Here is a 23,766-nt window from a genome sequence, read left to right as displayed (position 1 = left end):
GAACATCTTTGAGAACCGAATGCGCGCAACTCGGGTCAGATGTCTTCGAGCAATCCGGAACTGAAACCCCGACAACCCATAATTACCATAGTGAAGTGGGCATAGCTGCAAACTGAATTACTTGCCCGAGAATGAAGGATTGGCAAGATGGCTTGATGTCCTTCACGGTCGTTTCGTTCAACGTCAACGGGATACGGGCGGCGCGTCGTCGTGGCTTTGATCGCTGGCTCGCCGAGCGGTCCCCCGACATTGTCGCGATTCAGGAATTACGTTGTCGGATGTCTGACCTCGGTGACTTCCCCGGCTATTCGGTGGCCGCCGATGTCGGGTCCTCGGCCGGTCGCAACGGGGTCGCCGTGCTCACACGATTGTCGCCCGCGGCCGTGCGGACGTGGGTGACCCACCCACCGCGCGCGCGTGGACTTTGCGAGTTCGCCACCCACGGCCGCTACATCGAGGTCGACCTGGCCGACCGGCCCGTCACGATCGCCTGTCTCTACCTACCGAAGGGCGGATTGCCTGGAGACCGTCAGCGGCCGGGGGCGATGCGCGACGCGCCCGACGGCGGCGCCAAGTATGCGCGCAAGCAGCGCTTCCTCACGGCGTTCGCGCGCGAGCTCGACCGCAGCCGTCTCGCGGCGCTGCGGGCGGGGCGCGAATTCCTGCTTGCCGGCGACCTCAACATCGCCCACACACAACACGATGTGACGAACTGGCGTGCCGCTCGCACCATGGACGGCTTCCTACCTGAAGACCGGGCTTGGTTCGATTCGATCCTGGGTACGCGTCGGCTCGTCGACGTGGTGAGACAGGTGTACGGCGAACGACCCGGGCCACTGACTTGGTGGAGCTGGGCCGGTCAGTCCTTCACCAAGGATGTGGGTTGGCGTGTGGACCACCAGCTCGCGACGCCCGGCCTCGCACGCCGGGCGATCGATGTCGTGGTGGACAAAGGGCTGTCGCCGGCCGACCGACTGTCTGATCACGCTCCGCTGGTGGTGACCTACCGGGACCCGGATCAGCTCCGGTCCGGATAACCGGCCGCCGCGGTACGGTGCAGCGAAACCCCCGGCGCGAAGCGAAAAGCCATGTGTCGTACTATGTTCACCCGTGCCTTCCCTCGCTACCAGTGCTTCCATGACCGACGTCACCACCGAGGAATGCGTGTGGTGCTCGTCCGACGAGGACGTCGCGGACTTCCGCGATGAACCGCGGTGCGGGCGCTGTCGCACCGCAGAGCAGACGATCGCCGCGGCTCGTGAGTTCGTCGGCTTCTACGGTCTGCGTCCGTTGGGTGGCTCGGTGGAGTCCGACGATGAGGAGGAGCGCGCGCACCGGGTCGCGGCCGGCGCGGCGTCGGCAGAGCTGACCCGAACCCGTACCCACACGCCGTCCCGGGGAGCGTCACGGTCCAGGCAGCGAACCGCGGTCACCCGATCCGCCTCCCCCGCTGCGACGACCGCCGCGAAGGCGCCGGCTGACAAGCCCACGGTCGCCGCGTCCGGAGGCACCCGACCCACGAATATCTCCCGCCCCGACAGCGCCGAACTCGTCAACCGAGCCGAGGGCCTGCTGGCGCAGCTCACGGACATCGAGAACCGTCTCGCGGTCGCGCAGCAAGAATCCGGTCTCGGCGGTAAGGCGAAGGTGTCCGATCTGACGGCGAAACGCGAGTCCGTGTTGCGTACGCTCGCCGCGTTGGAAAAGGCGAAGCGGGCAATGGAGTCAGCCTGACACAGGTTGTGTCAACTGCTGTTGCCGAGGCGATCGTCGAGCTGAGCCAAGGCGGCGCGCGCCGTCTCGAGTTCGTCGTTGAGCTCGTCAATGCGTTTCTGTGCGGCAGCGCGTGCGGACTCGATCACGTCGTCCACCGCTGAGATGGCGGTGGTGTCGCCGAGTTCCCGCATGGCGTTCGCCACCCGGTCGGCGGTCACCTCGGTGGCCTTGCCCAGCTTCTTGGTGCCATGCATCACCGACACCTTCCAGGTGGTCGCATCGACCGCTGTCACGGTGACACTGACGGCTGCTGTGCCCGGCTTGGCGCGGCGGGTTGTCTTGGCTGCCGCGGTCGGCGGTGCCGGCTCGCGGGGTGACTTTGCGGCCGTCGATTCCGCAGGCGGCTTGGCCGTGCGGTGTGTGTTTCGTGGCGACTTCGCCGGTGCCGGAGGCGGAGCTGCGTGCCCCGCCGACGATGCGCGCGGTCGCGGCGCGGTGGCAGATGCTGCCGCCGCACGAGTCCGATGGAGTTCATCGGCTTCGAACGGCAGCTGATCGTCCACACCTTTCGGGCTCGCGATCACGGTGGCGCCGTCGATGGACAGGACGCGCGCCGATACCCCGGCCTCGAGTCCGAGGGCAGGCATCGGATCGCGAAGGTAGACGGTGACCCGTTTGCCTGCGGCGAGACTCGAGGACAGGGATTCGAGATCATCGGCGGTCAGTCCGGCTTTGCTGCGCGAAGTCACCTGACCATGTTCGCACATGTGTGCGAACATGGTCACGTCGAGTGGTTGTCCGACACGTTGTCGATCCGCGTCGTCAGTCGATCGAGCCCGTCACGGATGAGCCGCCCGTAGCCGTCGTCAGGTAGAAAATCGGCCATGGCGACACCAGCGGTCGCATGTTGGCGCGCCACAGCGGTCTCGCCCTGCCTCAGATAGCCATCTACCAGGTTCAGATGAAGGCTCGGTGCCATGCCGCGGGCATCGTCGATACCCACGTGCGCGAGCTCCGAGCCCTGAATCCTGGAGTGCGCGTCCAACGCTCGTTCATCCCACATCACCTCGTCGGCCAGTTCCGACTGAAGGTCGGCGAGGTAGTGCGCGATGACGCATCGCTGCCCGGCATCGGATTCACCCGTGGCAATCCAGCAGGCCATCAACTCCTCACGACCCCGGTCCGGCTCGCCACCCAGCGCGAGGCCGACGGCAGCCGTGATCGCGTCCCAAGTGGTCATGGTGCTGACGGGACGACACGGCACCGACACTGGTGTCCGGCGCAGGACAACAGATAGGGCGCGAACCGAGCAGCGTCGGCGACGGCAGCGGACGGCGACCGGACAGCTGCTGCGCAACTGCTCAGGGCATCTCCACCGTCTGAGCGCGGCGTATCTCCTCGATGGCACGCACCAGATACTGCTGATGATCGATTGCGGCATCGGCCGCGAGGTGGGCGATCACCAGGATCGCCGCGCCGTTGAGCTCAGCCGGCGGGATGGTCGCGGGCGGACCGTCATCGTCAGAACGTTCGGCCACGCCCAGACTGCCGGTGAGCACCACCACCACGGCCGACGGATCGACTGGTGCATGCCAGGCGCCGGAGTCGCCGACCGTGCGGGACAGCACATCGGCGACATCGTCACCGGTCACACCGTCCTGGTATCGGGTCTCGATGAGTTCGCGGACCATGTGGGCGTGGACCTCGCGGGCCTCGGGGTGGATGGCGAGTTGTTCGAGGGCTTCCGCGAAGCCGGCGAGGTCGTGTGCGCGCACCGCGCGAATGCCGTGGTCGGTGGATTCGCTGATTGCTCGAGCCTTCAGCGGCCATGGGGCCGGCGACTGATTGTTGGCCACAGCAAGTCTCCTGTCTGAGCGTCCGGCGGGTCGAGATCCGCACGCTCACGGTACGGGAGATCGACGGTGGCCTCCGGGCGGTGTGCACAACTGTTGGTCGCCCAGGTCGGTGAGCTCCATCCGGCTGAAAAACGCGGTGCTGCTCCCGACTCATCGCAACACGTTGAATGCTCGCCCGCTGTCCGGGTAGAAGGGATTCGGAGGAGGTGCTCGCATGCAACTGCGGATGAGCGACATCGCGGTTCCGGTGCCCGAGGGCGATCTCGCCGAGTCACTCGCCTACTACCGGAACACGCCGACCGGTCGCGGGCCACGCGACGGCGACGAACTCGCGGCGGCCCGTCGCAAACAGGTGCGTGCCGTTCCCGACGCGCACGCCACAGTGGAGACAGTGGAGGTCGACGGCCGGTCGGTGCCTGTGCGGATCATCCCACCCACCGACGGCCGGGTCCGCGGCATTCACCTGAACATCCACGGAGGCGGCTTCTATCTGGGCTCCGCCGTCCAAGACGACCTCGGCAACCGCCGGCTCGCCGACGAGCTCGGGAGCGTCGTCGTGGGTGTTGAGTATCGGCTCGCGCCGGAGGACCCGTGGCCGGCCGCACCCGACGACTGCGAGACCGCGATGCGGTGGTTGATCGGTTGCGCCCACGACCGCTTCGGCACAGACCGCATCACGATCGGTGGATTCTCGGCGGGTGCGACGCTTGCGGTGACCACGCTGCTCCGGCTGCGCGATCATTCACTGGCACACCACGTCGCGGGCGCCGCCCTGCACTTCGGCACCTGGGACCTCAGCGCCACCACGCCGGCCGGCCGGTTGATCTGCGACGAGTACTTTCTCGAAGCCTATGTGGGCGGCGTATCGGACCGGACGATCCCCGACGTCTCGCCCGTCTTCGCCGACCTGTCGGGATTACCCCCGGTGCTGCTTGTTGTCGGCGAGCGCGACGTCCTGCTCGACGACAACATCGCCATGGCCGCTCGGCTCGCGCTCGCCGACAACGATGTCGACATCCGCATCTACCCTGGTGTGCCGCATGGGTTCACCGGGCATCCAACCCCGATCGCGACTGCGGCAGTCGGCGACGTGACGGAGTGGCTGCGGCAGCGACTCGAATCTGGCAGGCCCACAACGCCTTCGCCGGACACCGGTGACCAGTCTGGGCGGGCGTGGGACGATGCGTCGTTGAAGGAACTCCGGCGAGCTGTCGCCGCGTCCGGCCCGGAACTCGTCGACCTGTTGAAGCAACGCCCCGTGCATGCGGTCCTGCAATACGTCGGCGACGCGGTGACCTCGGCCGTCGAGAACAAGGTGGCCGGGGCCGACGACGTGGCCGCCAAGTGTGCCAACGCGCTGCGTGCCCGGGGCTGGGACGGCGACGACGAGCTCGCCGCGCAGCTCGAGGGCGTCCTCGGCGGGCCCACCCCCATGCTCCGACCGATCGCTGTGACTCTCGAAGACATCGCCGATCTCCTCGAGGGCGATCTGCGCAATGGCGACGGGTACATCGACCTCCAGACCGGTATGCCGTGGGAGCAGAGCATGCTCGACGACGTGGGCAGCGACATGTTCGATGAGGACGAGTTGGAGGATTCCGACCGCTGGTTCTTTGTCGAGAACACCGGATCTCGGTCGGGTTACCGCGACATGGAGGACTTCCTCGATTCGGTGGTCGACGAGGCGCTCGTCGAGAAGCTCAGCATCGCGCTGGCCGGCAAAGGCGCGTTTCGTCGATTCAAAGACGTGCTGTTCGACTCGGGCTACGAATTCATCCGATATCGCATGTTCTCCGCCGAACGTAAACGTGGTCGTGCGCGACAGTGGTTGAGCAATAAGGGGTACCGTTCCGAGGAGCGCTCGGCCACATGACCAACACACCGCCGGCGACCGGCATGGACGCGCTGTCTATCCGACGTCGGCGCGTGTCGACACGGCCGGGGATTCATCGGGCTCGACGGCGCTTCGATGCACCCCGTCGAGGGACGGCACGCGCGACAGCCACGACGGCCAGTACCAGTTGTAACGACCCAGGATCTCCATCGTCGCGGGCACCAACAACATTCGCACCACCGTCGCATCGATGAACACTGCGGTGGCCAGCCCGAGCCCCATCGCCTTGAGGCCGCGGTCGTCGAAGAACACGAAGCTCGCGAACACACACACCATGATCGCGGCCGCGGCGGTGATCACTCGCGCCGTCTTCGCGAGGCCCTCGGTGACCGAGGTCGTCGGATCGCCGGTGGCCAGATAGCGTTCGCGGATTCGTGAAACCAGGAACACCTCGTAGTCCATCGCGAGACCGAAGGCGACGGCGAACAGCACGATCGGCACCCAGGCCTCGGTGGGACCGATCTTGCCGACCCCGATGAGTTCCATCCCCCAACCCCACTGGAACACCGCGACGATCACACCGAACGCGGCACCCAGCGAGAGCAGGTTCATCACGATCGCCTTGGTGGGGACGACAAGGGATCGAAAAGCCAACGCCAACAGCAGGAACGAGCAGATCAGCACTACCGCGACCATCAGCGGTAGCCGGTCGAGGGTGAGTTCGGCGAAGTCGCTGCCGCCGACGGCGGCGCCGGTGAGTTCCACCGGCAATCCGGATTCCGGGATGAGATCGGCTCGAATGCGATGCACCAGGTCCAGCGTCTCCGCATCCTGCGGGCCGGTCGTCGGCGTGACCGACAGCATCGCCACCGGAGTGCCGTCCACGCGACCCAGCGGGATCGGTGGACTCACCGTCGCGACCCCGTCGGTGCCCTCGAGCCGGGTGGCGAGTGCGTCGAGCTCGGCGACTCCCCCGGCGCCGTCAGGCAGTTCGGTGACCAGGTACAGCGGCCCGTTCGCGCCGGCACCGAAACCGCGGGCGAGATCGTCGTAGGCGATTCGGGTGGTGTCCTGCGCCGGCCGGTTGCCGGCATCGCCGAAGCCGAGTCGCAGGTCGAATGCCGGGATGGTCAGCACGATGAGGATCGCCAGGGCCACCAGCACCCCGCCCCATGGATGCCGCTGCACGGTCCGGCTCCAGCGTTGGGCCAGCGCGCCGTCGGCTCCGGGGCGGGTCCGCAATCCCGGAATCGCGAGCTTGTTGACGCGTGTGCCGATGATCGCGAGCAGCGCCGGCAACAGCGTGAGGGCGGCCAGCATCACCGCGAGCACACCGGCGCACCCGGCGAGGGTCATCGTTGGTCCGATCACTCCACCCTGGGTCAGCAGACCGGCGATGGCGATGGTGACCGTCGCCCCGGCGAAGGCGACCGATCGCCCGGCGGTGTTCATGGCGGCGAGCACCGCGTCGGGGACCGCGCAGCCATCGGCCAGGGCAGCGCGAAATCGCGTCAGGATGAGCAATGCGTAGTCGATGCCCACCCCGATTCCGAGCATTGCGGTAAGCGACACCGCAAAGCTCGGGGTATCGACCACGTTCTGCAATAGCAGGAGTACCGACGCGCCGACCCCGACACCGAACAGCGCCGTCACCAGGGGTAGTCCCGCGGCAATGACCGTCCCGAATGCGATGAGCAGGATGATCATCGCCAGACCGATGCCGATCGCCTCGCCCATGCCTGCCGGTGCCTCGTCGGCGAACCAGTCACCCGCGAAGTTCACACGGCTGTCCGGGGCATCGAACTGTGATGATGCATCCTTGATCTCGGCGACGAGATCCGCGCGCTCGCCATCAGATTGCGCTGGCACGGTCAGCGTGGTGTAGCCGACGGTGGCGTCCGAGGAGATCGCTGTGTCGCCGGTGACCTCGGCAGTGTAGAGGTCTGCCATCTGCGTGTCGGGATCGACGGCGGTGATCCGTTCACGGAACGCATCCACCTCGGCCCGGACCGCCGGGTTTCGCACGCCCCCGGGCACGGTCGGGGCGGTCGAGACAACGACGCGCGCCTCGTCGGCCGCCGATCCCCCGGCCGCGGCGTTGAGAGTGGCGAGCGCTCGGCCGGATTCGGTTCGTTCGTCGTCGGCGAAGTTCGTGATCGAGTCACCGCCGAAGATCCCTGCCAACACAACACAACTGACGAGCGCGACCGCCCACCCGGCCACCACCGACCAACGATTGCGAACCGTCCATCCCGCCACCGACGTGAACATGCATTGATGGTGACGTAGCGACTCCGCTCAGAGAATCAGGGAAACCACCCAAACTTTCCCTCGATATTCGTGGCTCACCCCTGACCCTTGTAGAACTGCCGCGCGGGAACACCCGCGAAAACCCGTGGAGAATCCGATTGGGCGGCGTTAGAGTGGGCATCGCGGCAGGCGATGGGTCCGCCGCCATGATCCAGGAGTGTGCGTTGATGACCGCCGGTAGGGCTGCCGAGTGCAGCGACTCATTCGTCCTCATTTCCCGGGCTCAATCCTGACTCGCACCACGAATCCTGCTCGTTCCGTCTGAGTTCGCCAGGCGTGGGTACCGACTCGGGAGGCCCCTCCGGCAAAGGTATCTCCCGTGTTTCCTGAACCCGAAACCCATCAACCCTCAACCCATTTCACTTCCGTTCCCGAGATGACCGTCGCCGACTTCGGTTGGGACACGAACCTCGAGAAGTCGTTCGCCGGCCACCGCGCCCACGGTTTGGTGCCGGCCCGGGTCGTGCGCGCCGAGCGTGGGCACTGCGACGTCGTCGCCGAGACCGGCCCGGTGCGGGCGGCAGCATCTCCCCCATCCACCGCAGCGGAATCGCTGACACCCTGCACCGGAGATTGGGTGGCACTCCGACCGTCCACCAGGACCGACACCGCGACAATCGTGGCGATCGTGCCGCGTCGGACCGCCGTGGTCCGAGCGTCCGCGGCGGGTACCTCACGGGGCCAGGTTTTGGCCGCCAATGTCGACACCGTTGTGGTGGTCGTCTCTCTCGCAGATCCGATCAAGCCAGGACGTATCGAACGGATACTGGCGCTGGCCTGGGAAAGCGGCGGCACTCCGGTGGTGGTGCTCACCAAGGCGGACCGATGCGCCGACGTCCCGCAGGCGTTGGACGAGGTGTCGGGCGTCGCGCCCGGGGTGCAGGTGCTGGTCACCAGCGCGACCAGAGGCGACGGTATGGACATCGTGGTCGGCGCGCTGGCGGGCACGGTCGTTCTGCTCGGACCGTCCGGAGTGGGCAAGTCCACTCTGGGCAACTGTCTGCTTGGCGAGAACCGGTTGGCGACCGGGGCGGCGCGCAGCAGTGACGGCAAGGGCCGCCACACCACCGCCTGGCGGGAGTTGTTGCCACTGCCCACGGGCGGAGTCCTCCTGGACACCCCTGGACTGCGGGGTGTTGGTGTTCTTGGGGTCGACGAGGGGCTCGACCAGACCTTCTCCGAGATCGTCGAACTGGCCGGCGACTGCCGATTCACCGACTGCGCACACACCGTCGAGCCAGGGTGCGCCGTCCTGACAGCCGTGGATTCCGGCGAAATCCCCCAGCGCCGCCTCGACAGCTACCGTCGACTTCTCCGCGAGAACGCCTACGTCGCCTCCCGTTCCGACGCCCGCCTTCGCGCTGAGCGGGAACGACACAACAAGAAGGAGATCGCGCGCATGCGACGAGCCATCAAGCGCCGGTCGGGCAACCGTCACCGCTGAGCACGTCGGCGACCACCCGGTCACTGCATGGGGACCGGCGCCGGCTTCCGGTCGCGAATCAGCCTCTCCCCAAGGTCGTAGTCGTCGTCGGCGTTGTGTGTCAGCACGCCGACGACGGCTTCGTCGGCCTCGTACCAGACGGTGAAACCCGAGCCGTGGTCGACGAGTCGACTGCGGTCGTATCCGTCACCCCACGCGTGATATTTGAGGGTCTCGTCGCCGATGGTCGTCCAGAACCCAGGGACCTGCGACCAGGCCGCGTCAGCCCCTGCGGCACGCCGACCGGCGACCGCACCTTGATTGGTCGCATCCTGCCAGTGCTCGATGGCGATCGGGCGTCGCGCGGTGGTGTTGACGCCCAGTGCCACGTCGCCGGCCGCGAAGACGCCGTGCCAGGAGGTCTGCATCCCGGCGTCGACAACGATGCGGGAGTGCTTGACCTCGAGCCCGCCGGTCTCGGCGATAGCACTGTTGGGTGCGACGCCGGTGGCCGCGACGATGAGATCGGCGTGCACGGACACACCATCGTCGAGCACGACGCTGTCGCCGGTGATCTCCTGCACCCTGGTGTCTCCGACGAACCGAGTGCCGGCTTTCTCCACCAGCGCCGCCAATCTCTGACCGGTTTCGGCGCCGAGGCGTTTCTGCTGCGGGAACTCGTCTGGTGCAACCAATGTCACCGAAAGACCCTGCATCGCCAGCGATGCCGCTGCTTCGCACCCGATGAATCCGGCGCCGATGACCACCGCGGAATCTGCCCGACGCGCCGCATCTCGCAGTTGTATCGCGTCTCGCTGTGACCGCAGTATGTGCGCGAGATCTCCACCGGGCACCGGCGGCGGCGTCGGACTGGCACCGCACGCGAGGATCAGTTCGGTATAGGGGTACCGCGCGCCCGCCGCGACAACGACGCGCTGCTCGACCTCGATCGCGTCGACGCGCGTGCCCGTCAACAATTCCACGCCATGATCGGCACACCACTCGGCACCGTCCCTGCTGACGTCCTCGGTTCCGCCGCGCAAGAACTCCTTGCTGAGCGGTGGACGGAAGTAGGGCCGATCCACATCGGCAGTGAGCATCCGTACCGGCACATCGTCGCAATACTCGCGAAACGCCGCAGCGGCGGCGACGCCGGCAGGTCCGCTGCCGATCACGATCAACCCTCGGTCATTCACCTGATGCGGGTACCCAATCGGCCGGATGCCGACACGTTGTGACCAGACTCGACGAAAGCGTCGCGTATCCACAGTCGTACTGTGTCGTCACATCCGTACGACGATCTTTCCCCGGACATGGCCGGACTCGCTGCGCCGTTGGGCGGCCGCGGCCTCGGCGAGGTCGAAGACCTCCGCGATCTCGGGCACGAGTTCGCCCGCGTCGCCGAGGCGCGCGAGCTCGGTGAGGTCAGCGACGTCGGGGCGCACCCAGATGTAGTGACCGCCGAACTCGTCGCGCGCCCGGGCATCGGTGATCGAGGCGACCGTTCCGCCGTCACGAAGTACGTCGGGCACCGGGTCGAGCGCGTCGCCGCCGACATAGTCCAGGACCACGTCGACACCCTCGGGTGCCAACTCACGTACACGTTCGACGATGCCCTCACCGTAGGTGATGGCCTCTGCGCCCAGGCTGCGCAGATACTGGTGGTTGTCCTCCGATGCTGTGCCGATGATCCGCGCGCCGATCGATCGGGCGATCTGAACCGCGAACGACCCGACTCCACCCGCGGCAGCATGGATGAGGACCGTGTGGTCGTGCTGCACACCGGCGCGGTGGGTCGTCTGATATGCCGTAAGGCCGGCGAGAGGTACCGCAGCCGCCTGCTCGAACGACCAGGTGGCCGGCTTGTGTGCGAGGGTTCGGACCGGCGCTGCGACCAACTCGGCGAACGTGCCGCCGGCGACGGTCCCGCCCACCACATCTTTGCGGACGTAGCCGAACACCTCATCGCCAACGCGGAATTCGGGTGTGTCCAGGCCGACCTGTTCGACGACTCCGGCCACGTCCCAGCCCGGGATGACTGGGAATACGCTGTCCATGATCGGGTCGAGGTGTCCTTCTCGCACCTTCCAGTCGACGGGGTTCACGCTCGAGGCATGGACGCGCACCAGCACTGAGTCCGGCCCGACTTTGGGCTCGGGCAATTCGGTGAGCTCCAAGACATCAGGCCCGCCGAAGCGGGAGTACGTGATCGCGCGCATGTTGGTGTCGATCCTCGCTTTCCAGTACAACAACAGCCAGAGGTAACGCCGAATGTGGATACCCACTGGACAAGAGTGCGACACATTGCACGAGAACGAGCGTCGAGCCGTGACGCGCACTCGAACCGCTCCCGGCGAATCGGATTGTCCGGCCGAGGACTTGGTGGGTTGTAGTCGCGGATCTGCCGCTGTGGCACCGAACGTGTCGTACCCCGTCGATACTCTGGATTTGTTCGATGACGCCGCGCCGGTGCCGCATCCTCCGATGCTGGTGGACCGTTGTTGTCGGATCCCATCGTTAGCCTGACTGTAGTTCCTGATTCGTTGGCCGCCGCCGTCTCAAAAGAAGGGTCGTCTGGTGTTCTCCTTCACCGATCACGACGCCGATGACACCGTGTTGTCGGCGCCGCTCGATGGTGTCGCCGAACAGATGGCCTACGCCGAGGGTGTGCGCGACACGCTGCGCTTGAGCCGCCAATCCGAGGCCCGCACCGTGCTCGGTGCCGGCATGATCGGCGACCGCGCCTACAACGACCGCATGAACGGACAAGGCCCACACGCCAACTCCAGCTCCCACACCGCAGCCCACAAATACGCCATCGGCGAGATCTCCCTGCAACTGGGCATCACCCGCGGCAAAGCCGGCGAATGGGCCTCACTGGCACACATGCTGGCCGACTTGCCCAAAATCCGGTTGGCCTACCTCGCCGGAGACTTCAGCACCCACCGCGTCACCGAACTGGCCACCAGCTCGCAGACCGCCCCCAAAGGCAACCTGCGACCACGCCTCAACGACATCCTCGACGAAGCGCTCGGCCCCCGACCCACCCCCACGACAACAGATGACGAACCCGCCACAGACGGGCAGACCGGCGCCCACGACGACGCGAGCACCGACGACACGGATACGGGTGACGACCCGGGCTCCACGGACGACACAGTTGACGAGAAGACACCCGAGGATCCGGCCGACGCGCCCGTCGATTTCGAAGACATCGCCCTGGAACTGGCCTACCGGCCCACTCCCGACACCGTGCTGCGCGACGAACTCGACAGCGCGTTGATCAGTCTGGACCCCGACGCCCACGCCCAGGCCCGCGAGGACGTGGCTCAAGCCTTCCAGAACGTCACTTTCGCCAAAGAAGCCTTCGGCCACGTGCAAATGTCGGCCTGCCTGAGCGCCGAACACGCCATCCACCTCCAACACCGCATCGCCGACCTCATCGCCGAACGGGTCTGCCGCCGCGACCCGCGCCGCGTCGGACACCGACGCGCCATCGCCCTCGCCGAAATCCACAGCGTCCCCGACGTGCGCCTGGAATGCGCATGCGGTTACGACACCTGCACCGCCCGCACCCGCAAGCAGGCCGCCAACGCGACCCCGTCGGCCGCGGTCGACGACAACAAGGTCACACCCGAGACCACGGCCACACACGGCCCGACCATGCCAGCGACGACCACGCCCGAAACAACCACGCCCGAAACGACACCGCCCGAAACGACACCGCCCGAAACGACATCGGCGGAAGCGACATCGGCGGAAGCGACATCGGCGGAAGCGACATCGGCCGAAGCGCCCAGAGAACAGCCCGGCATCGATGAAGCCGGTGTCGGTGAGGACAGCGCCCGCGGGTGCGAGATACGAGTGGGCGATGCCGAAAGTTGCACGGGCGATACTGTTCTCACCGACGAGACCGCGCTCGAACCGTCGTCCCGGGATGGGTCGGCAGCCGACTGTTCGCGCGCCGGCAACTCAGACGACGTCACATCCCCTACAGCCGAGCCATCCCCTTGTGACGATCCCCGCGGCCGCCGCGCCGAGTGTCGTCGTCCCGAACCCGTCGAAGCACTGGGTAGGGACGGCACTCCAGTCCACGATCCGCTCGGCGCCCGCCCGAGTGGCACCCACCCAGAAACTGCCACGCCAATCCTGACCTGTCCCGAGACCCTGGCGGTCGGCGACGCTCTGCGTGCACGGCTGCGACGAGCACACGCAGGCCTCTGCAGACCGTCGGCGACACCGCGCGCCGGAGTGATGTACCTCTATCGCGACCGACGCTGCCGACACCCCTAGAAGCTGCCCCCTCGGGGCGAGGGGTATCAGCGAACACGAGATTTCAACCGACTTCCCGCAGGCCGGCAACTGGATTATGCGTCCCCGCAGTTCCGCACGGATCAAGGCGCGCGTTCCCCGCCACCGGAGGAGATTGCGGTCCGGATCAGCGGCAGTTCGGCGACGTCCCGAGCACCGTGCACAGCGCGTTGAGCGATTCGGGCTGCGCCCGGTAGTAGACGTTCATCCCGCGTCGCTCTGGGGTCACCATGCCTGCCTTACGGAGTTGGCCGAGGTGATGGCTGGTGGTGGCCTCGGTCAGCCCGAGGCCGGTCGCGAGGTCACATGTGCAGATCCCATCCGCGTTGTCGGCGAGAAGAATCGACAGCAACTTGATGCGTGCCGGATCTGCGAGCGCTTTGAGTCGCAGTGCGATCTCGAGGGCAGTCGCGTCGTCGACGGGGGCCGCGGAGACGGGTGTGCAACATATTGGCGCGCTGACATCGATGACGGGCAGAGACTTCGGCATCCACTCACCCTACGCGGTGTATTGACATATGTCGAAAAGGTGGCACTCTGGATTCTGTCCGGTAATTCGATATATGTCTCACTCCAGATTGGTGGTAGGTCATGTCCCGCATGCAACTCGCTCTGAACGTCGACGATGTGGATCAAGCTGTCGAGTTCTACTCGAAGCTGTTCGACACTGCACCGGCGAAGCTCAAGCCGGGATACGCGAACTTCGCCATCGCCGATCCGCCGTTGAAGCTGGTACTTCTGGAGAACCCCGGGCGGGGTGGCTCGATCAACCATCTGGGCGTGGAAGTCGAGACGAGTGAGCAGGTGCATGCCGAGATCGAGCGGCTCTCGAGCGCAGGTCTTTTCACCGACGAGGAGATGAACACCACCTGTTGTTTCGCCACGCAGGACAAGGTGTGGGTGACCGGCCCGGGTGAGGAGAAGTGGGAGGTCTACACCGTGCTCGCCGACGCCGATCGGTTCGGTGACAGCCCCAAACAGTTGGCGCACAACGATTCGAGGCAGGCCGGCCCGGCGCAGAACGACGTCACGGAGCAGATCACTTGCGATTCGGTCTGTTGCAGTAGCGACGCCGTGGCCGCCGACAGCTCGGCCGATACCCGGGCCGCGTGTTGCTGACCTGATGAGTGGAGCGGATGCCCGCGGTGGCGGCCATCTGCTCCACCGCCCGGATCAGGAAGCGAGTCGTCGCGACAGGTCTTTGATCCGATCGATCAACTCGTCGCGGATGCGTCTCATCCTTTCGATCCCGTCGATGCCGTGCAACGACGGTTCGTCGATTTCCCACACCTCGACCACGATGCCTTCCGGTGCATCGATCACGGCCGACGTTCCGACCATGACAGTCATGTCCACGGATCGCATGAGTTCGTCGGTGAGTTGACGAGGTGTATGTCCGGTGATGTCGGCGCCGACCTCGGCGAGCGCCTCCGCCGACAGATCATTGGGCGCAGCACCGATCTTGGCCGCGGTTCCCGCCGAGGAAGCGGCGATGGATCCTCCGACGAACGTCCGTGCAAGGCCTTCGGCCATCACCGATTTGCCCCGATTACTGACACAGACGAACAGCACCGACCGCGGTTGACTCACCGCGAGGCCTGCTTGCCGGCGGTGTCGAACTCTTCGAGGAGTTCGACGACCAGCTCGCGAATTCGGTCTCGGATCGGCCGCACCGCGTCGACCCCTTTGCCGGCGGGGTCGTCGAGAGCCCAATCGCGGTAACGCACACCGGGAAACACCGGACACGCGTCGCCGCAGCCCATGGTGATGACCACGTCGGAGGTTTCCACCGTCTCCGAAGTCAGGATCTTGGGTGATTGGGCCGAGATGTCGATGCCGAGCTCGGCCATCGCATCGACGGCGGCAGGATTGATGGTCTCGGCGGGCGCAGACCCGGCCGAGCGGACTTCAATCCGATCGCCGGCCAGCGCCGCGACGAAGCCCGCCGCCATCTGGGAGCGGCCGGCGTTGTGAATACAGACGAACAGCACGCTGGGCCGTTGCTCAGCCGGCTTCTCAGACATCGCGAACAGACTCCTTCGGTTGATCCAGGGACGGCTGGCGCAGATCAGTGAAGCGGTTGCGCAGGGCGAGTGAGACATAGACGAGCGCCACCAACACCGGGACCTCGATCAGCGGCCCGATCACTCCGGCCAGCGCCTGACCGGACGAAGCGCCGTAGGTGGCGATCGCGACCGCGATCGCAAGTTCGAAGTTGTTGCCCGCGGCGGTGAACGCCAATGTGGTGGTGCGCGCATAGCCCAGGCCCATCACCGCGCCGAGGACGAAACCGCCGCCCCACATCACCGCGAAGTAGATCAACAACGGCACCGCGATTCGCACCACATCCCACGGCTGGGAGGTGATCTGTTCGCCCTGCAATGCGAACAGGATGACGATCGTGAACAGCAGTCCGTACAGTGCCCACGGTCCCAGTCGCGGCAGGAACGTGCTCTCGTACCATTCCCGGCCCTTGGCGCGTTCCCCCAGACGGCGGGTCACGAAGCCGGCGAGCAGCGGGATGCCGAGGAAGATCAGTACCGATTTGGCGATCTGCCAAGGGGAGGTATCGATCGTGGTCTGCTCCAGTCCGAGCCATCCGGGCAGCACCGAGAGATAGAACCAGCCGAGGACGGCGAACATGATGACCTGGAAGATCGAGTTCAACGCGACGAGGACGGCGGCCGCCTCGCGATCGCCGCAGGCGAGGTCGTTCCAGATGATGACCATCGCGATACATCTCGCGAGCCCCACGATGATCAAACCCGTGCGGTACTCCGGGAGATCCGGTAACAGCAGCCACGCCAACGTGAACATCAGCGCCGGGCCGATTACCCAGTTCAACACCAGAGAGCCGATGAGAAGGCGCCGGTCTCCGGTCACCGAGTCCAGTCGGTCGTACCGGACCTTGGCCAGGACCGGGTACATCATGATCAGCAAGCCGAGGGCGATCGGCAGTGATATTCCGTCGATCTCCACCTCTGCGAGCGCGTCGCCGAGACCGGGGACGCCCCGACCGAGCAGCAGGCCGGCCACCATCGCCGCCCCGATCCAGACCGGCAGAAATCGATCCACGACCGACAACCGTCCGGCGACTGCGGTGTCTGTCGCGCTCACTCGGCAACCTCACACGATGTCGGCTCTCCCACCACGGCCGCGAGGTCGCTCAGCACGGCGGCGAGCTGTGCCAAAGCGTCGGAGTTGACGCGGTAGTACACCCACGTGGCGCGTCGTTCGCTGGTCACCAGTCCGGCTTCCCGCAGCACCTTGAGGTGATGTGAGATCGTCGGCTGCGACAGATCGAAAGGACCCGAGATGTCACAGACGCACGCTTCGCCACCGGGCGAGGCGGCGACCTCGCCGAGGAGGCGCAGCCGCACGGGATCCCCGAGCGCCTTCAGCGCCGGCGCCCACGACCCCGCCCGTTCCGGGGTCATACCGCCCCCGATGGCGGTCAGGACAAGCTCTTGATTCGACATGCGTCAATATTCACATACGTCGAAGTAAGGGGTCAATGTGCTGAACCCAAAGTTCATCATGACGTCATTCGCGCAGCTGCGGTCACCCCCATTGAGTAGCCGTCGTAGTGGGCGGCCCGCCCGGTAGGACGCGCGGGCCGAGAAAATGGACGATGTCGAGCGCGGTCATGACCGCCAATCGGCGTTCGCCGGGCGGGTGCCCGAGCAATTCGGTCGCCTTGCCGACGCGTTGCAAGATGGTGTTGCGATGCGTGTGCAGGCGTTCCGCCGTTGTCGACGCGTTGTCGGCCTCGGACAGATACACCCGCAGCGTTGTGCGCAGACGGTCGGCACGCTCGCCGTCGGCGGCGAGTGCACCCAGCGTGTCGGAGACGAACTGACTGGCGGCCCGTTCGTCACGCGCCAGAGCCGCGATGGGTGCGATGTCACCGAAGGTGACCAGACGGTCGCCACCCGCATTCTCGGCGACCAGTTGCTCGACGACCAGGGCGTCCGCGTGCGACGACCGGAATCCCGCTAGCCCCCAGCGGGTGGGCCCGACGGCAACTCGTACGCCCGTGGGTGCCGCATTTGCCGCATCGCGGAGGCGATCGACGGTTGCGTCGCCTTCCCTCGGTAACCACGCCCACATCGTGCGAACGCCTGCGGAGATGTTCAGCGGTGGTCGAGCCCCCAAGGCACGGGCCAGAGATGCCGCAACCGATTCCAGGGTGCCGTCATCGCCGACCGGATCGTCGAGCCACAACACCACTGCGGTGTGGTCACGTGCGACCTCGTAGCCCAGCCGTCCCGTCGCGACCCGCTCGTCGATCGGTGCGCCGTCCAAGATCAGCCGGACGGTCTCGGTCCGCCGGGCGAGTGCGCCCCCGAGCATCTCTTCGCGCAGTCGTTGCGCCTCGGCCACCAGATCGAGCAGGACCCGGTCGACATAGGTGAACATCGCCTCGGCGAATCGCTCGATGACGGCGACGAGTTCCGGGCCCGGGGGCACGACCATCGGCGCGATCTGCATGAAACGCTGCCACACCGCGGTCTGTCCTCGCCGGTACGACTGAAACATCACATCGAGCTCCAGCCCACGGCGCACAACTGTGCGCAGGATCTCGCGAGCCTCGGTCGGCGGTGTGTCCGGCAGTGGGCCGCTCGGGTCGTCACGCAGGTTTCGCAGTACATTCTCGATGTTGGCCCGATTGCTCGCAGACATCTCCTCGGTGATGGCACGATCTGCGGCGAGACTGGGCACGATCTCGGAAACGGACTCATTCATCGCGTCGACCAGATCGTCGAGTTCCTCGAGCATGCGCCCGGCGATGTCGCTGATCAGTGAGACGTCGACATCAGCCATCAACCCAGCATATGTCGGATCTTCCATAGAGGGACGCAATCAATGTGTGAACCACCATAGATCGCGGTCCTTGGTTCCCATACCGTGATGACGGTCACGATCGACGGAGATCACAAAGGAGCCTTGCGATGGTCCCCACCACACCGCCCACCGACACCGACACCGACACCGACTTTGACGTCGTCATCATCGGCGCCGGTATCTCCGGCATCGGAGCCGCCCACCATCTCAAGACAAAGCGTCCGTCCACGTCGTTTGCGATCCTCGAGGGTCGTTCGGCACTCGGTGGTACCTGGGACCTCTTCCGGTACCCCGGCATCCGCTCCGATTCGGACATGCCATCCTTCGGATTCGGTTTCAAGCCGTGGACACACCGACAGTCCATCGCCGACGCGCACGTCATTCTCGATTACCTGAACGAGGCCGTCGACGAGAACGGCATCCGCGCGCACATCCGCTACAACGCCAAGGTTGACGGCGCCGACTTCGACTCGGCCACCGGACGTTGGACGATCCGCACCACCGACGCCGAGACCGGCGACCCCATCACGTACACAGCGCGATTCATCTACTCCGGGACCGGTTACTACAACTACGAGGCGGGCTACACACCTGAGTTCCCGGGCCGTGACACCTTCCGCGGCCAGGTCATCCACCCCCAGCACTGGCCCGACGATCTCGATTACACAGGTAAGAAGGTGGTGGTGATCGGCAGCGGCGCCACCGCGGTCACCCTGATCCCGGCGATGGCCGCACAGGCCGCCCACGTCACGATGTTGCAGCGCTCCCCGAGTTATGTCCTGTCCCTGCCCGGCGAAGACGTGATCGCGAACACGATGAACAAGCTGGTCGGGCCCGACAAGGCCTACCGAATCATCCGGCGCAAGAACATCGCACTCAACCGGGGCATCTTCAAGGCGAGCAAGCGCGCGCCGAAGGTCGTTCGCAAGCTGCTGATGGCCGACGTGAAGCGGCGCCTACCCAAGGGCTACGACGTCGACACACATTTCAACCCGAGCTACGACCCGTGGGATCAGCGCCTGTGCATGGTGCCCAACGGTGATCTGTTCACTGCGATCTCATCCGGTAAGGCCTCGGTGGTCACCGACCACATCGATGCCTTCACCGAGACCGGCATCGCGCTGACATCGGGACAGCACCTCGACGCCGACATCATCGTCACCGCCACCGGTCTCGACATCATGCCGTTCGGCGGCATCGACCTGAGCGTCGACGGCGAGCAGGTCGATGTGTCCGACACGGTCGTGTACAAGGCGATGATGCTCAGTGGTGTCCCCAATTTCGTGTTCGCGATCGGATACACCAACATCGCCTGGACCTTGAAGGTGGACCTCATCTGCACCCATATGATGCGGCTCCTCGCTCACATGGACGAGCACGGTATGGACGTCGTGACCCCCGTGCTGACCGACTCGACGATGGAGCGTACTCCGCTGCTCGACATGAGCTCGGGATACGTGCAGCGGCGTATCGGGACGTTTCCGAAGGCCGGAACCGCCGGACCGTGGACCGTCAAGATGGCTTACGAGGCCGACATCGAGCGTCTCGAGCACGGCCCGGTCGCCGACCCCGCGCTGAAGTTCGAGTCGACTCGGCTCGAGACCGCCGCTGTCGCATCATGAGTGCCCTGCGTTCCGACATCACGTTCACCAGCCATGGGGTGCGCTGTGCCGCATGGCATGTGCGAGCCACCTCCGATGGCCTCGCCAGGAAAGGGAGGCGGCCGTGTGTGGTGATCGGACACGGCTTCGGCGGAACGCGTGACACCGCCTTGCTCGATTTCGCGGAGGGTTTCGCCGACGCCGGCATCGACTCGCTCGTATTCGACTACCGCGGCTTCGGCGCGTCCGACGGCACATCTCGCCAAGCCGTGTCCTACCGGAGGCAGCGTCAGGACTACCACGCCGCCGTCGACGCGGCCCGCCGGCTGCGGAGTGTCGACCCCGACCGGATCGCGCTCTGGGGCACCTCCTACTCAGGTGGCCACGTCCTTGCCGTCGCGGCAGTCGACCCGCGGGTCGCCGCGGTGGTGTCACTCGTGCCTGCACCTGACGGCGCGGCGGCGGTGTGGCAGATCGCTCGCTGCGCCGGACCGGTTGCGCCGCTCAAGCTGATCGGCCACGGACTGCGGGACGTGCTTCAGACGCTGACCGGCGGCTCGCCGCATCAGATCCCGCTGGCTGCGCAGCCGGGCTCGCTCGCTGTGCTCGCCGCTCCCGGCGCGCTGGAGGGTTATGAGGCCATCGGTGGCCCCACTTGGCGCAATGAGGTGTGTGCGCGAACCTCGCTGGAGGTTGCGTTCAACCGGCCGGTCACACACGCGCCGAAGATCACCTGTCCGACGCTCGTGCAGATCGGCAGCGAGGACCGAGTGGCTCCCCCACACGCCGCCCGCAGGGCGGCCCGTCGCGCCGGCGGCCCAACCACCGTGCTGGAGTATCCCGTCGACCACTTCGATGTGTATCTCGGTCCGTGGCAGCAGAAGGCGCTCGCAGACGAAGTCGATTTCTTGGTCGGTGCATTGGCGTGACGCCGGCGATCGCGCTTGACAGTGATGCTGCAACAAGTGATAAGCGACGCGTGCGAAGTCGCAGACGCCTTGGGGTTCATGCGAGAAGCTGGAGCTGGCGGCCCACCTGCTCATCGAGTTCACACATCGGCAGCCGCACCGGCGCACGACCCGGGAGGTGCGGTCAGGCGTTGATCGGCTCTACCCGAGACACTCGGCGTGTGCCGTGCGTCGACATAGTGAAGGACATACACTCACCGCAGCGGAGCCGCCCGGCGTAACGAACCAGCCGACCGGATCAGGTCTCTGGGTTCGACGAAAGGTGGCGCAGGGTGTCGGTGGCGGCGCGCATCGACGGCTTCCAGCGTCGCTACCCCAAGACGGGGTATCCCCTCGCTGTCGCGTACAAATTCTTCGACGATCAGGGCGGCTACCTTGCCGCACTGATCACCTACTACGGTTTCATCTCGCTGTTCCCGCTGATGCTGGTGTTCACCTCGGTGCTCGGTTTTGTCCTCGAGGGCAATCCTGAACTCCAGAGGCAGATTGTCGATTCGGCGCTCTCGCAGATCCCGGTGGTCGGTGAACAGTTGGGCGAGCAGGGCCAACTCAGCGGGTCGGCGACCGCGGTGACCATCGGTGTGGTGAGTGCGATCTATGGCGCGCTCGGGGTGTCCGTCGCCATCCAGAATGCGATGAACATCGTGTGGGCGGTGCCGCGCAACGAACGACCCAATCCGATCCAGGCGCGACTCAAAGGTGCGATGTTGCTGTCGACGGTGGGGCTGGCAGTCATCGGACTGACCGTCCTCAACGGTGTCATTGCCTCCATCGACCTCGTCGGTAACGGTCGTGTGCTGGCGATCGTGGGGCCAGTGATCCTGTATGCGGGGGTCTTCGTGGTCGGATTCCGGTTCGGCACCGCCCGCGACGTGAGTGTTCGTGACGTGCTGCCCGGCGCGATCGTCGCCGCGATCGGATGGCAGGCGTTGCAGACCTTTGGCAGCGTGTTCGTCCAACGCGTCATCGCAAACGCCAGCGCCACCAACGGGGTGTTCGCCGTTGTGCTGGGTCTGCTCGCCTTTCTGTACCTGGCATCGGTGATGGCCGTGGTGTGCATGGAGATCAACGCAGTGCGCGTGGATCGCCTGTACCCGCGGTCGCTGTTGACGCCGTTCACCGACAACGTGGTACTGACCCGGGGTGATCGAGCCGCGTATCAGGCACAAGCGCAGGCGCAGCGCCACAAAGGATTCCAGGAGATCGATGTGAAGTTCGGTCGGCACGAGCGTGACGACGCGCGATCCCACGACGACTCGCCGCCGGAGGAACCGTGACGTGAGTTCGGCGCGGCGGAGACGACTCGACCCGGTTACGCCGCACTGTGGTGTGGCACGCTGTGACATTCTGGGAATGTGACGACATCTGACGACATCGGCGGCGTACGGTACGACACTTTCCACGGGCTCGACGCGGTCGTGGTGGAGACACCGCAGGCGGTCGCCGTGATCTCCCTGTTCGGTGGGCAGGTCGTGTCATTCCTCCCGGCGGACGCTACCGCCGACGTCATCTGGCTGTCTCCCCTGCTCGCCGCACCGCCCACCCCGATTCGAGGCGGCGTGCCACTGTGTTGGCCGTACTTCGCGCGCGAGGGACAGCCCGACGATGCGCCGTCACACGGATACGCCCGCACCGCGCGGTGGGATGTGATCGGTGGGCGGGCAAACGGATCCGAGGGTGTCGAGCTCGTATTGGCACCGCAGGAGATCCCCGAAACACTTCTGCAGGCGCAGCTGACCGTGCGAGTGGGTGCCGCCCTGGAGCACGAACTACGCACGCACAATCCGAGTTCCGAACCGGTGACGATGACCGAGGCCTTCCACAACTACTTCCGGGTGGCAGACGTCGGGTCGGTACGGGTCGGCGGCCTGGACGGGCTGAGCTACCTCGACAAGTTCGATGGTATGAGATCGCATGCTCAGCAAGGCGATTGGGTGCTACCTGGCGATGACCCGCGTAGCGACCGGGTTTACCCCGCAGCGGGCGGGCGGTACCGGCTCATAGATCCCGGGCTGGGACGGGTGATCGAGGTGACCGTACGCGGTGGTCGGAGCGCGGTGGTGTGGAACCCCGGTGAGTACGGCGCTGCGGGTATGACCGACGTCGGTCCGCACTGGCATGAGTTTCTGTGTGTCGAGGCGGCCAACGCCGGTCCGGACTCGATCGTCGTGCCGGCCGGCGGCACCCACACACTGAGCCAGACGATCTCGGTCAGTGCCCGATGACGCCGCGGCTACTGCGGGACATCACACTCCTTGGTGTAGGACACGTCGATGATCACCTGGACCTCGTCGGCGACCTTGAGTGAACCCATCATCAGAGAGTATGGGCGCACGCCGAAGTCGGTCTGCGCGAGGATGGTCTCCGACCTGATGTCCCATCGATCATCGGTCTCCGTGACCAGCAGTTCGACGGCCTGGGCGCGGCGTCTTCCGTGGACGGTTAGGGTCCCGTGGGCACGGAAACCCTCATCGGTCGCGGTGATCGCCTCCGCGACAAAATTGATCTCGCCGAACTTGTCCGCTTCCAACGACTTCAGCGCATTGACCCGGGCCACCGCTCGCTCGGCGCCCGTCATTGGCGTCAGTCCGCCGGTGCCGGAGACGACCGTGAGCGAGTCGACCAGCACGACCGCCTCGAGCCCGACCGGCACCCCGGCCGCCCAGGTGACGTCGGCCGACCACTCGCGCATCTCGATGATCAGGCGGTGGCCGGCACGGGCCGCACGACCGGCGACATCGGTGTACACGGTTACCGAACCCGAGGACGCGGTCAGATGCCAGGTCGTGTCCGTCACGGGTGCCAGCCTACGGGTCGACCATGGGTCTGCGGGGCCACAAACCTGCGCACCCGGCCAATATGGGCGTCTGGCCACACGCGCCTCGGCGGGCCCCGTAGCATC

Annotated in this window: 23 protein-coding genes; 10 read left to right on the top strand and 13 right to left on the bottom strand. The window is 66.0% G+C overall.

Translation table 11 applies throughout. The features are described from left to right. Positions 1-155 precede the first annotated feature (155 nt). Complete coding sequence (locus VX037_RS12260) at positions 156-1,037, top strand: exodeoxyribonuclease III (RefSeq protein WP_328714448.1); 882 nt, start codon at positions 156-158, stop codon at positions 1,035-1,037. A gap of 100 nt (positions 1,038-1,137) precedes the next feature. Continuing rightward, positions 1,138-1,734, top strand: a complete 597-nt coding sequence (locus VX037_RS12255; RefSeq protein WP_328714447.1) for a hypothetical protein — start codon at positions 1,138-1,140, stop codon at positions 1,732-1,734. 11 nt (positions 1,735-1,745) lie between these two features. On the opposite strand, the gene VX037_RS12250 is transcribed toward VX037_RS12255, so the two are convergent. The 3 genes from VX037_RS12250 to VX037_RS12240 all read right to left on the bottom strand — a co-directional run bounded on the left by VX037_RS12250 (position 1,746) and on the right by VX037_RS12240 (position 3,572). Next, complete coding sequence (locus VX037_RS12250) at positions 1,746-2,483, bottom strand: DUF6319 family protein (RefSeq protein WP_328714607.1); 738 nt, start codon at positions 2,481-2,483, stop codon at positions 1,746-1,748. A gap of 14 nt (positions 2,484-2,497) precedes the next feature. After that, a complete protein-coding gene (locus VX037_RS12245; protein WP_235726113.1) occupies positions 2,498-2,956 on the bottom strand; it encodes a hypothetical protein in 459 nt (152 codons plus the stop codon). Positions 2,957-3,077: 121 nt separating this feature from the next. Next, positions 3,078-3,572: a hypothetical protein gene (locus VX037_RS12240; protein ID WP_328714445.1), complete on the bottom strand. Its 495-nt coding sequence runs from the start codon at positions 3,570-3,572 to the stop codon at positions 3,078-3,080. Between the two features lie 214 nt (positions 3,573-3,786). On the opposite strand from VX037_RS12240, the gene VX037_RS12235 reads away from it, so the two are divergent. Further along, a complete protein-coding gene (locus VX037_RS12235; protein WP_328714443.1) occupies positions 3,787-5,445 on the top strand; it encodes a UPF0158 family protein in 1,659 nt (552 codons plus the stop codon). Positions 5,446-5,481: 36 nt separating this feature from the next. On the opposite strand, the gene VX037_RS12230 is transcribed toward VX037_RS12235, so the two are convergent. Next, positions 5,482-7,677: an MMPL family transporter gene (locus tag VX037_RS12230; RefSeq protein WP_328714442.1), complete on the bottom strand. Its 2,196-nt coding sequence runs from the start codon at positions 7,675-7,677 to the stop codon at positions 5,482-5,484. Between the two features lie 415 nt (positions 7,678-8,092). Here VX037_RS12230 and rsgA point away from each other — a divergent pair, with 415 nt between their 5' ends. After that, complete coding sequence (rsgA, locus tag VX037_RS12225; RefSeq protein ID WP_328714440.1) at positions 8,093-9,160, top strand: ribosome small subunit-dependent GTPase A; 1,068 nt, start codon at positions 8,093-8,095, stop codon at positions 9,158-9,160. Between the two features lie 20 nt (positions 9,161-9,180). Here rsgA and VX037_RS12220 read toward each other — a convergent pair whose 3' ends face one another. Both VX037_RS12220 and VX037_RS12215 read right to left on the bottom strand, forming a co-directional pair. After that, positions 9,181-10,335 carry an NAD(P)/FAD-dependent oxidoreductase gene (locus VX037_RS12220; protein WP_328714439.1) on the bottom strand — a complete coding sequence of 385 codons (1,155 nt, stop codon included), beginning with the start codon at positions 10,333-10,335 and terminating at the stop codon, positions 9,181-9,183. Positions 10,336-10,422: 87 nt separating this feature from the next. Next, positions 10,423-11,358 (bottom strand): NADP-dependent oxidoreductase, encoded by a 936-nt coding sequence (locus VX037_RS12215; protein WP_328714605.1) that lies wholly within the window; start codon positions 11,356-11,358, stop codon positions 10,423-10,425. 358 nt (positions 11,359-11,716) lie between these two features. Here VX037_RS12215 and VX037_RS12210 point away from each other — a divergent pair, with 358 nt between their 5' ends. Beyond that, positions 11,717-13,432 carry a hypothetical protein gene (locus tag VX037_RS12210; RefSeq protein WP_328714437.1) on the top strand — a complete coding sequence of 572 codons (1,716 nt, stop codon included), beginning with the start codon at positions 11,717-11,719 and terminating at the stop codon, positions 13,430-13,432. Positions 13,433-13,577: 145 nt separating this feature from the next. On the opposite strand, the gene VX037_RS12205 is transcribed toward VX037_RS12210, so the two are convergent. Next, positions 13,578-13,940: an Rv2640c family ArsR-like transcriptional regulator gene (locus tag VX037_RS12205; protein WP_235726107.1), complete on the bottom strand. Its 363-nt coding sequence runs from the start codon at positions 13,938-13,940 to the stop codon at positions 13,578-13,580. A gap of 101 nt (positions 13,941-14,041) precedes the next feature. Between VX037_RS12205 and VX037_RS12200 the strand changes: the two genes are divergently transcribed. Further along, entirely contained in the window at positions 14,042-14,569 is a 528-nt protein-coding gene (locus tag VX037_RS12200) for an ArsI/CadI family heavy metal resistance metalloenzyme (protein WP_235726106.1), read from the top strand. Positions 14,570-14,623: 54 nt separating this feature from the next. On the opposite strand, the gene VX037_RS12195 is transcribed toward VX037_RS12200, so the two are convergent. The 5 genes from VX037_RS12195 to VX037_RS12175 all read right to left on the bottom strand — a co-directional run bounded on the left by VX037_RS12195 (position 14,624) and on the right by VX037_RS12175 (position 18,274). Continuing rightward, entirely contained in the window at positions 14,624-15,040 is a 417-nt protein-coding gene (locus VX037_RS12195) for an arsenate-mycothiol transferase ArsC (protein ID WP_235726105.1), read from the bottom strand. Beyond that, positions 15,037-15,474, bottom strand: a complete 438-nt coding sequence (locus tag VX037_RS12190; protein WP_235726104.1) for an arsenate reductase ArsC — start codon at positions 15,472-15,474, stop codon at positions 15,037-15,039. Before VX037_RS12190 ends, VX037_RS12195 begins: the two co-directional genes overlap by 4 nt. Further along, positions 15,467-16,567, bottom strand: a complete 1,101-nt coding sequence (gene arsB, locus VX037_RS12185) for an ACR3 family arsenite efflux transporter (protein WP_328714436.1) — start codon at positions 16,565-16,567, stop codon at positions 15,467-15,469. Before arsB ends, VX037_RS12190 begins: the two co-directional genes overlap by 8 nt. Continuing rightward, complete coding sequence (locus tag VX037_RS12180; protein WP_235726102.1) at positions 16,564-16,929, bottom strand: ArsR/SmtB family transcription factor; 366 nt, start codon at positions 16,927-16,929, stop codon at positions 16,564-16,566. The genes arsB and VX037_RS12180 overlap by 4 nt, the downstream gene beginning before the upstream one ends. Positions 16,930-17,011: 82 nt before the next feature. Continuing rightward, the gene (locus VX037_RS12175; protein ID WP_328714435.1) at positions 17,012-18,274 is read right to left on the bottom strand and encodes a PucR family transcriptional regulator; all 1,263 of its coding nucleotides are present in this window, start codon (positions 18,272-18,274) and stop codon (positions 17,012-17,014) included. Between the two features lie 128 nt (positions 18,275-18,402). Here VX037_RS12175 and VX037_RS12170 point away from each other — a divergent pair, with 128 nt between their 5' ends. From VX037_RS12170 to VX037_RS12155, 4 genes are all read left to right on the top strand, one after another. Then, positions 18,403-19,917 (top strand): flavin-containing monooxygenase, encoded by a 1,515-nt coding sequence (locus VX037_RS12170; protein WP_328714433.1) that lies wholly within the window; start codon positions 18,403-18,405, stop codon positions 19,915-19,917. A gap of 5 nt (positions 19,918-19,922) precedes the next feature. Continuing rightward, complete coding sequence (locus VX037_RS12165; RefSeq protein ID WP_235726121.1) at positions 19,923-20,825, top strand: alpha/beta hydrolase; 903 nt, start codon at positions 19,923-19,925, stop codon at positions 20,823-20,825. 311 nt (positions 20,826-21,136) lie between these two features. Further along, positions 21,137-22,141, top strand: coding sequence for a YihY/virulence factor BrkB family protein (locus tag VX037_RS12160; RefSeq protein ID WP_235726099.1), 1,005 nt, complete (start codon positions 21,137-21,139; stop codon positions 22,139-22,141). A gap of 78 nt (positions 22,142-22,219) precedes the next feature. Then, positions 22,220-23,089 carry a D-hexose-6-phosphate mutarotase gene (locus VX037_RS12155; protein ID WP_235726098.1) on the top strand — a complete coding sequence of 290 codons (870 nt, stop codon included), beginning with the start codon at positions 22,220-22,222 and terminating at the stop codon, positions 23,087-23,089. 8 nt (positions 23,090-23,097) lie between these two features. Here VX037_RS12155 and VX037_RS12150 read toward each other — a convergent pair whose 3' ends face one another. Beyond that, complete coding sequence (locus VX037_RS12150) at positions 23,098-23,661, bottom strand: YceI family protein (RefSeq protein ID WP_235726097.1); 564 nt, start codon at positions 23,659-23,661, stop codon at positions 23,098-23,100. Between the last annotated feature and the right edge of the window lie 105 nt (positions 23,662-23,766).

It is taken from the genome of Gordonia sp. Z-3 (genome assembly GCF_036233855.1).
In the GTDB taxonomy this organism is placed as follows: Bacteria; Actinomycetota; Actinomycetes; order Mycobacteriales; family Mycobacteriaceae; genus Gordonia; species Gordonia tangerina.
Note: the sequence above shows the minus strand (reverse complement) of the source record. Positions and strands in the feature narration are given on the sequence as shown.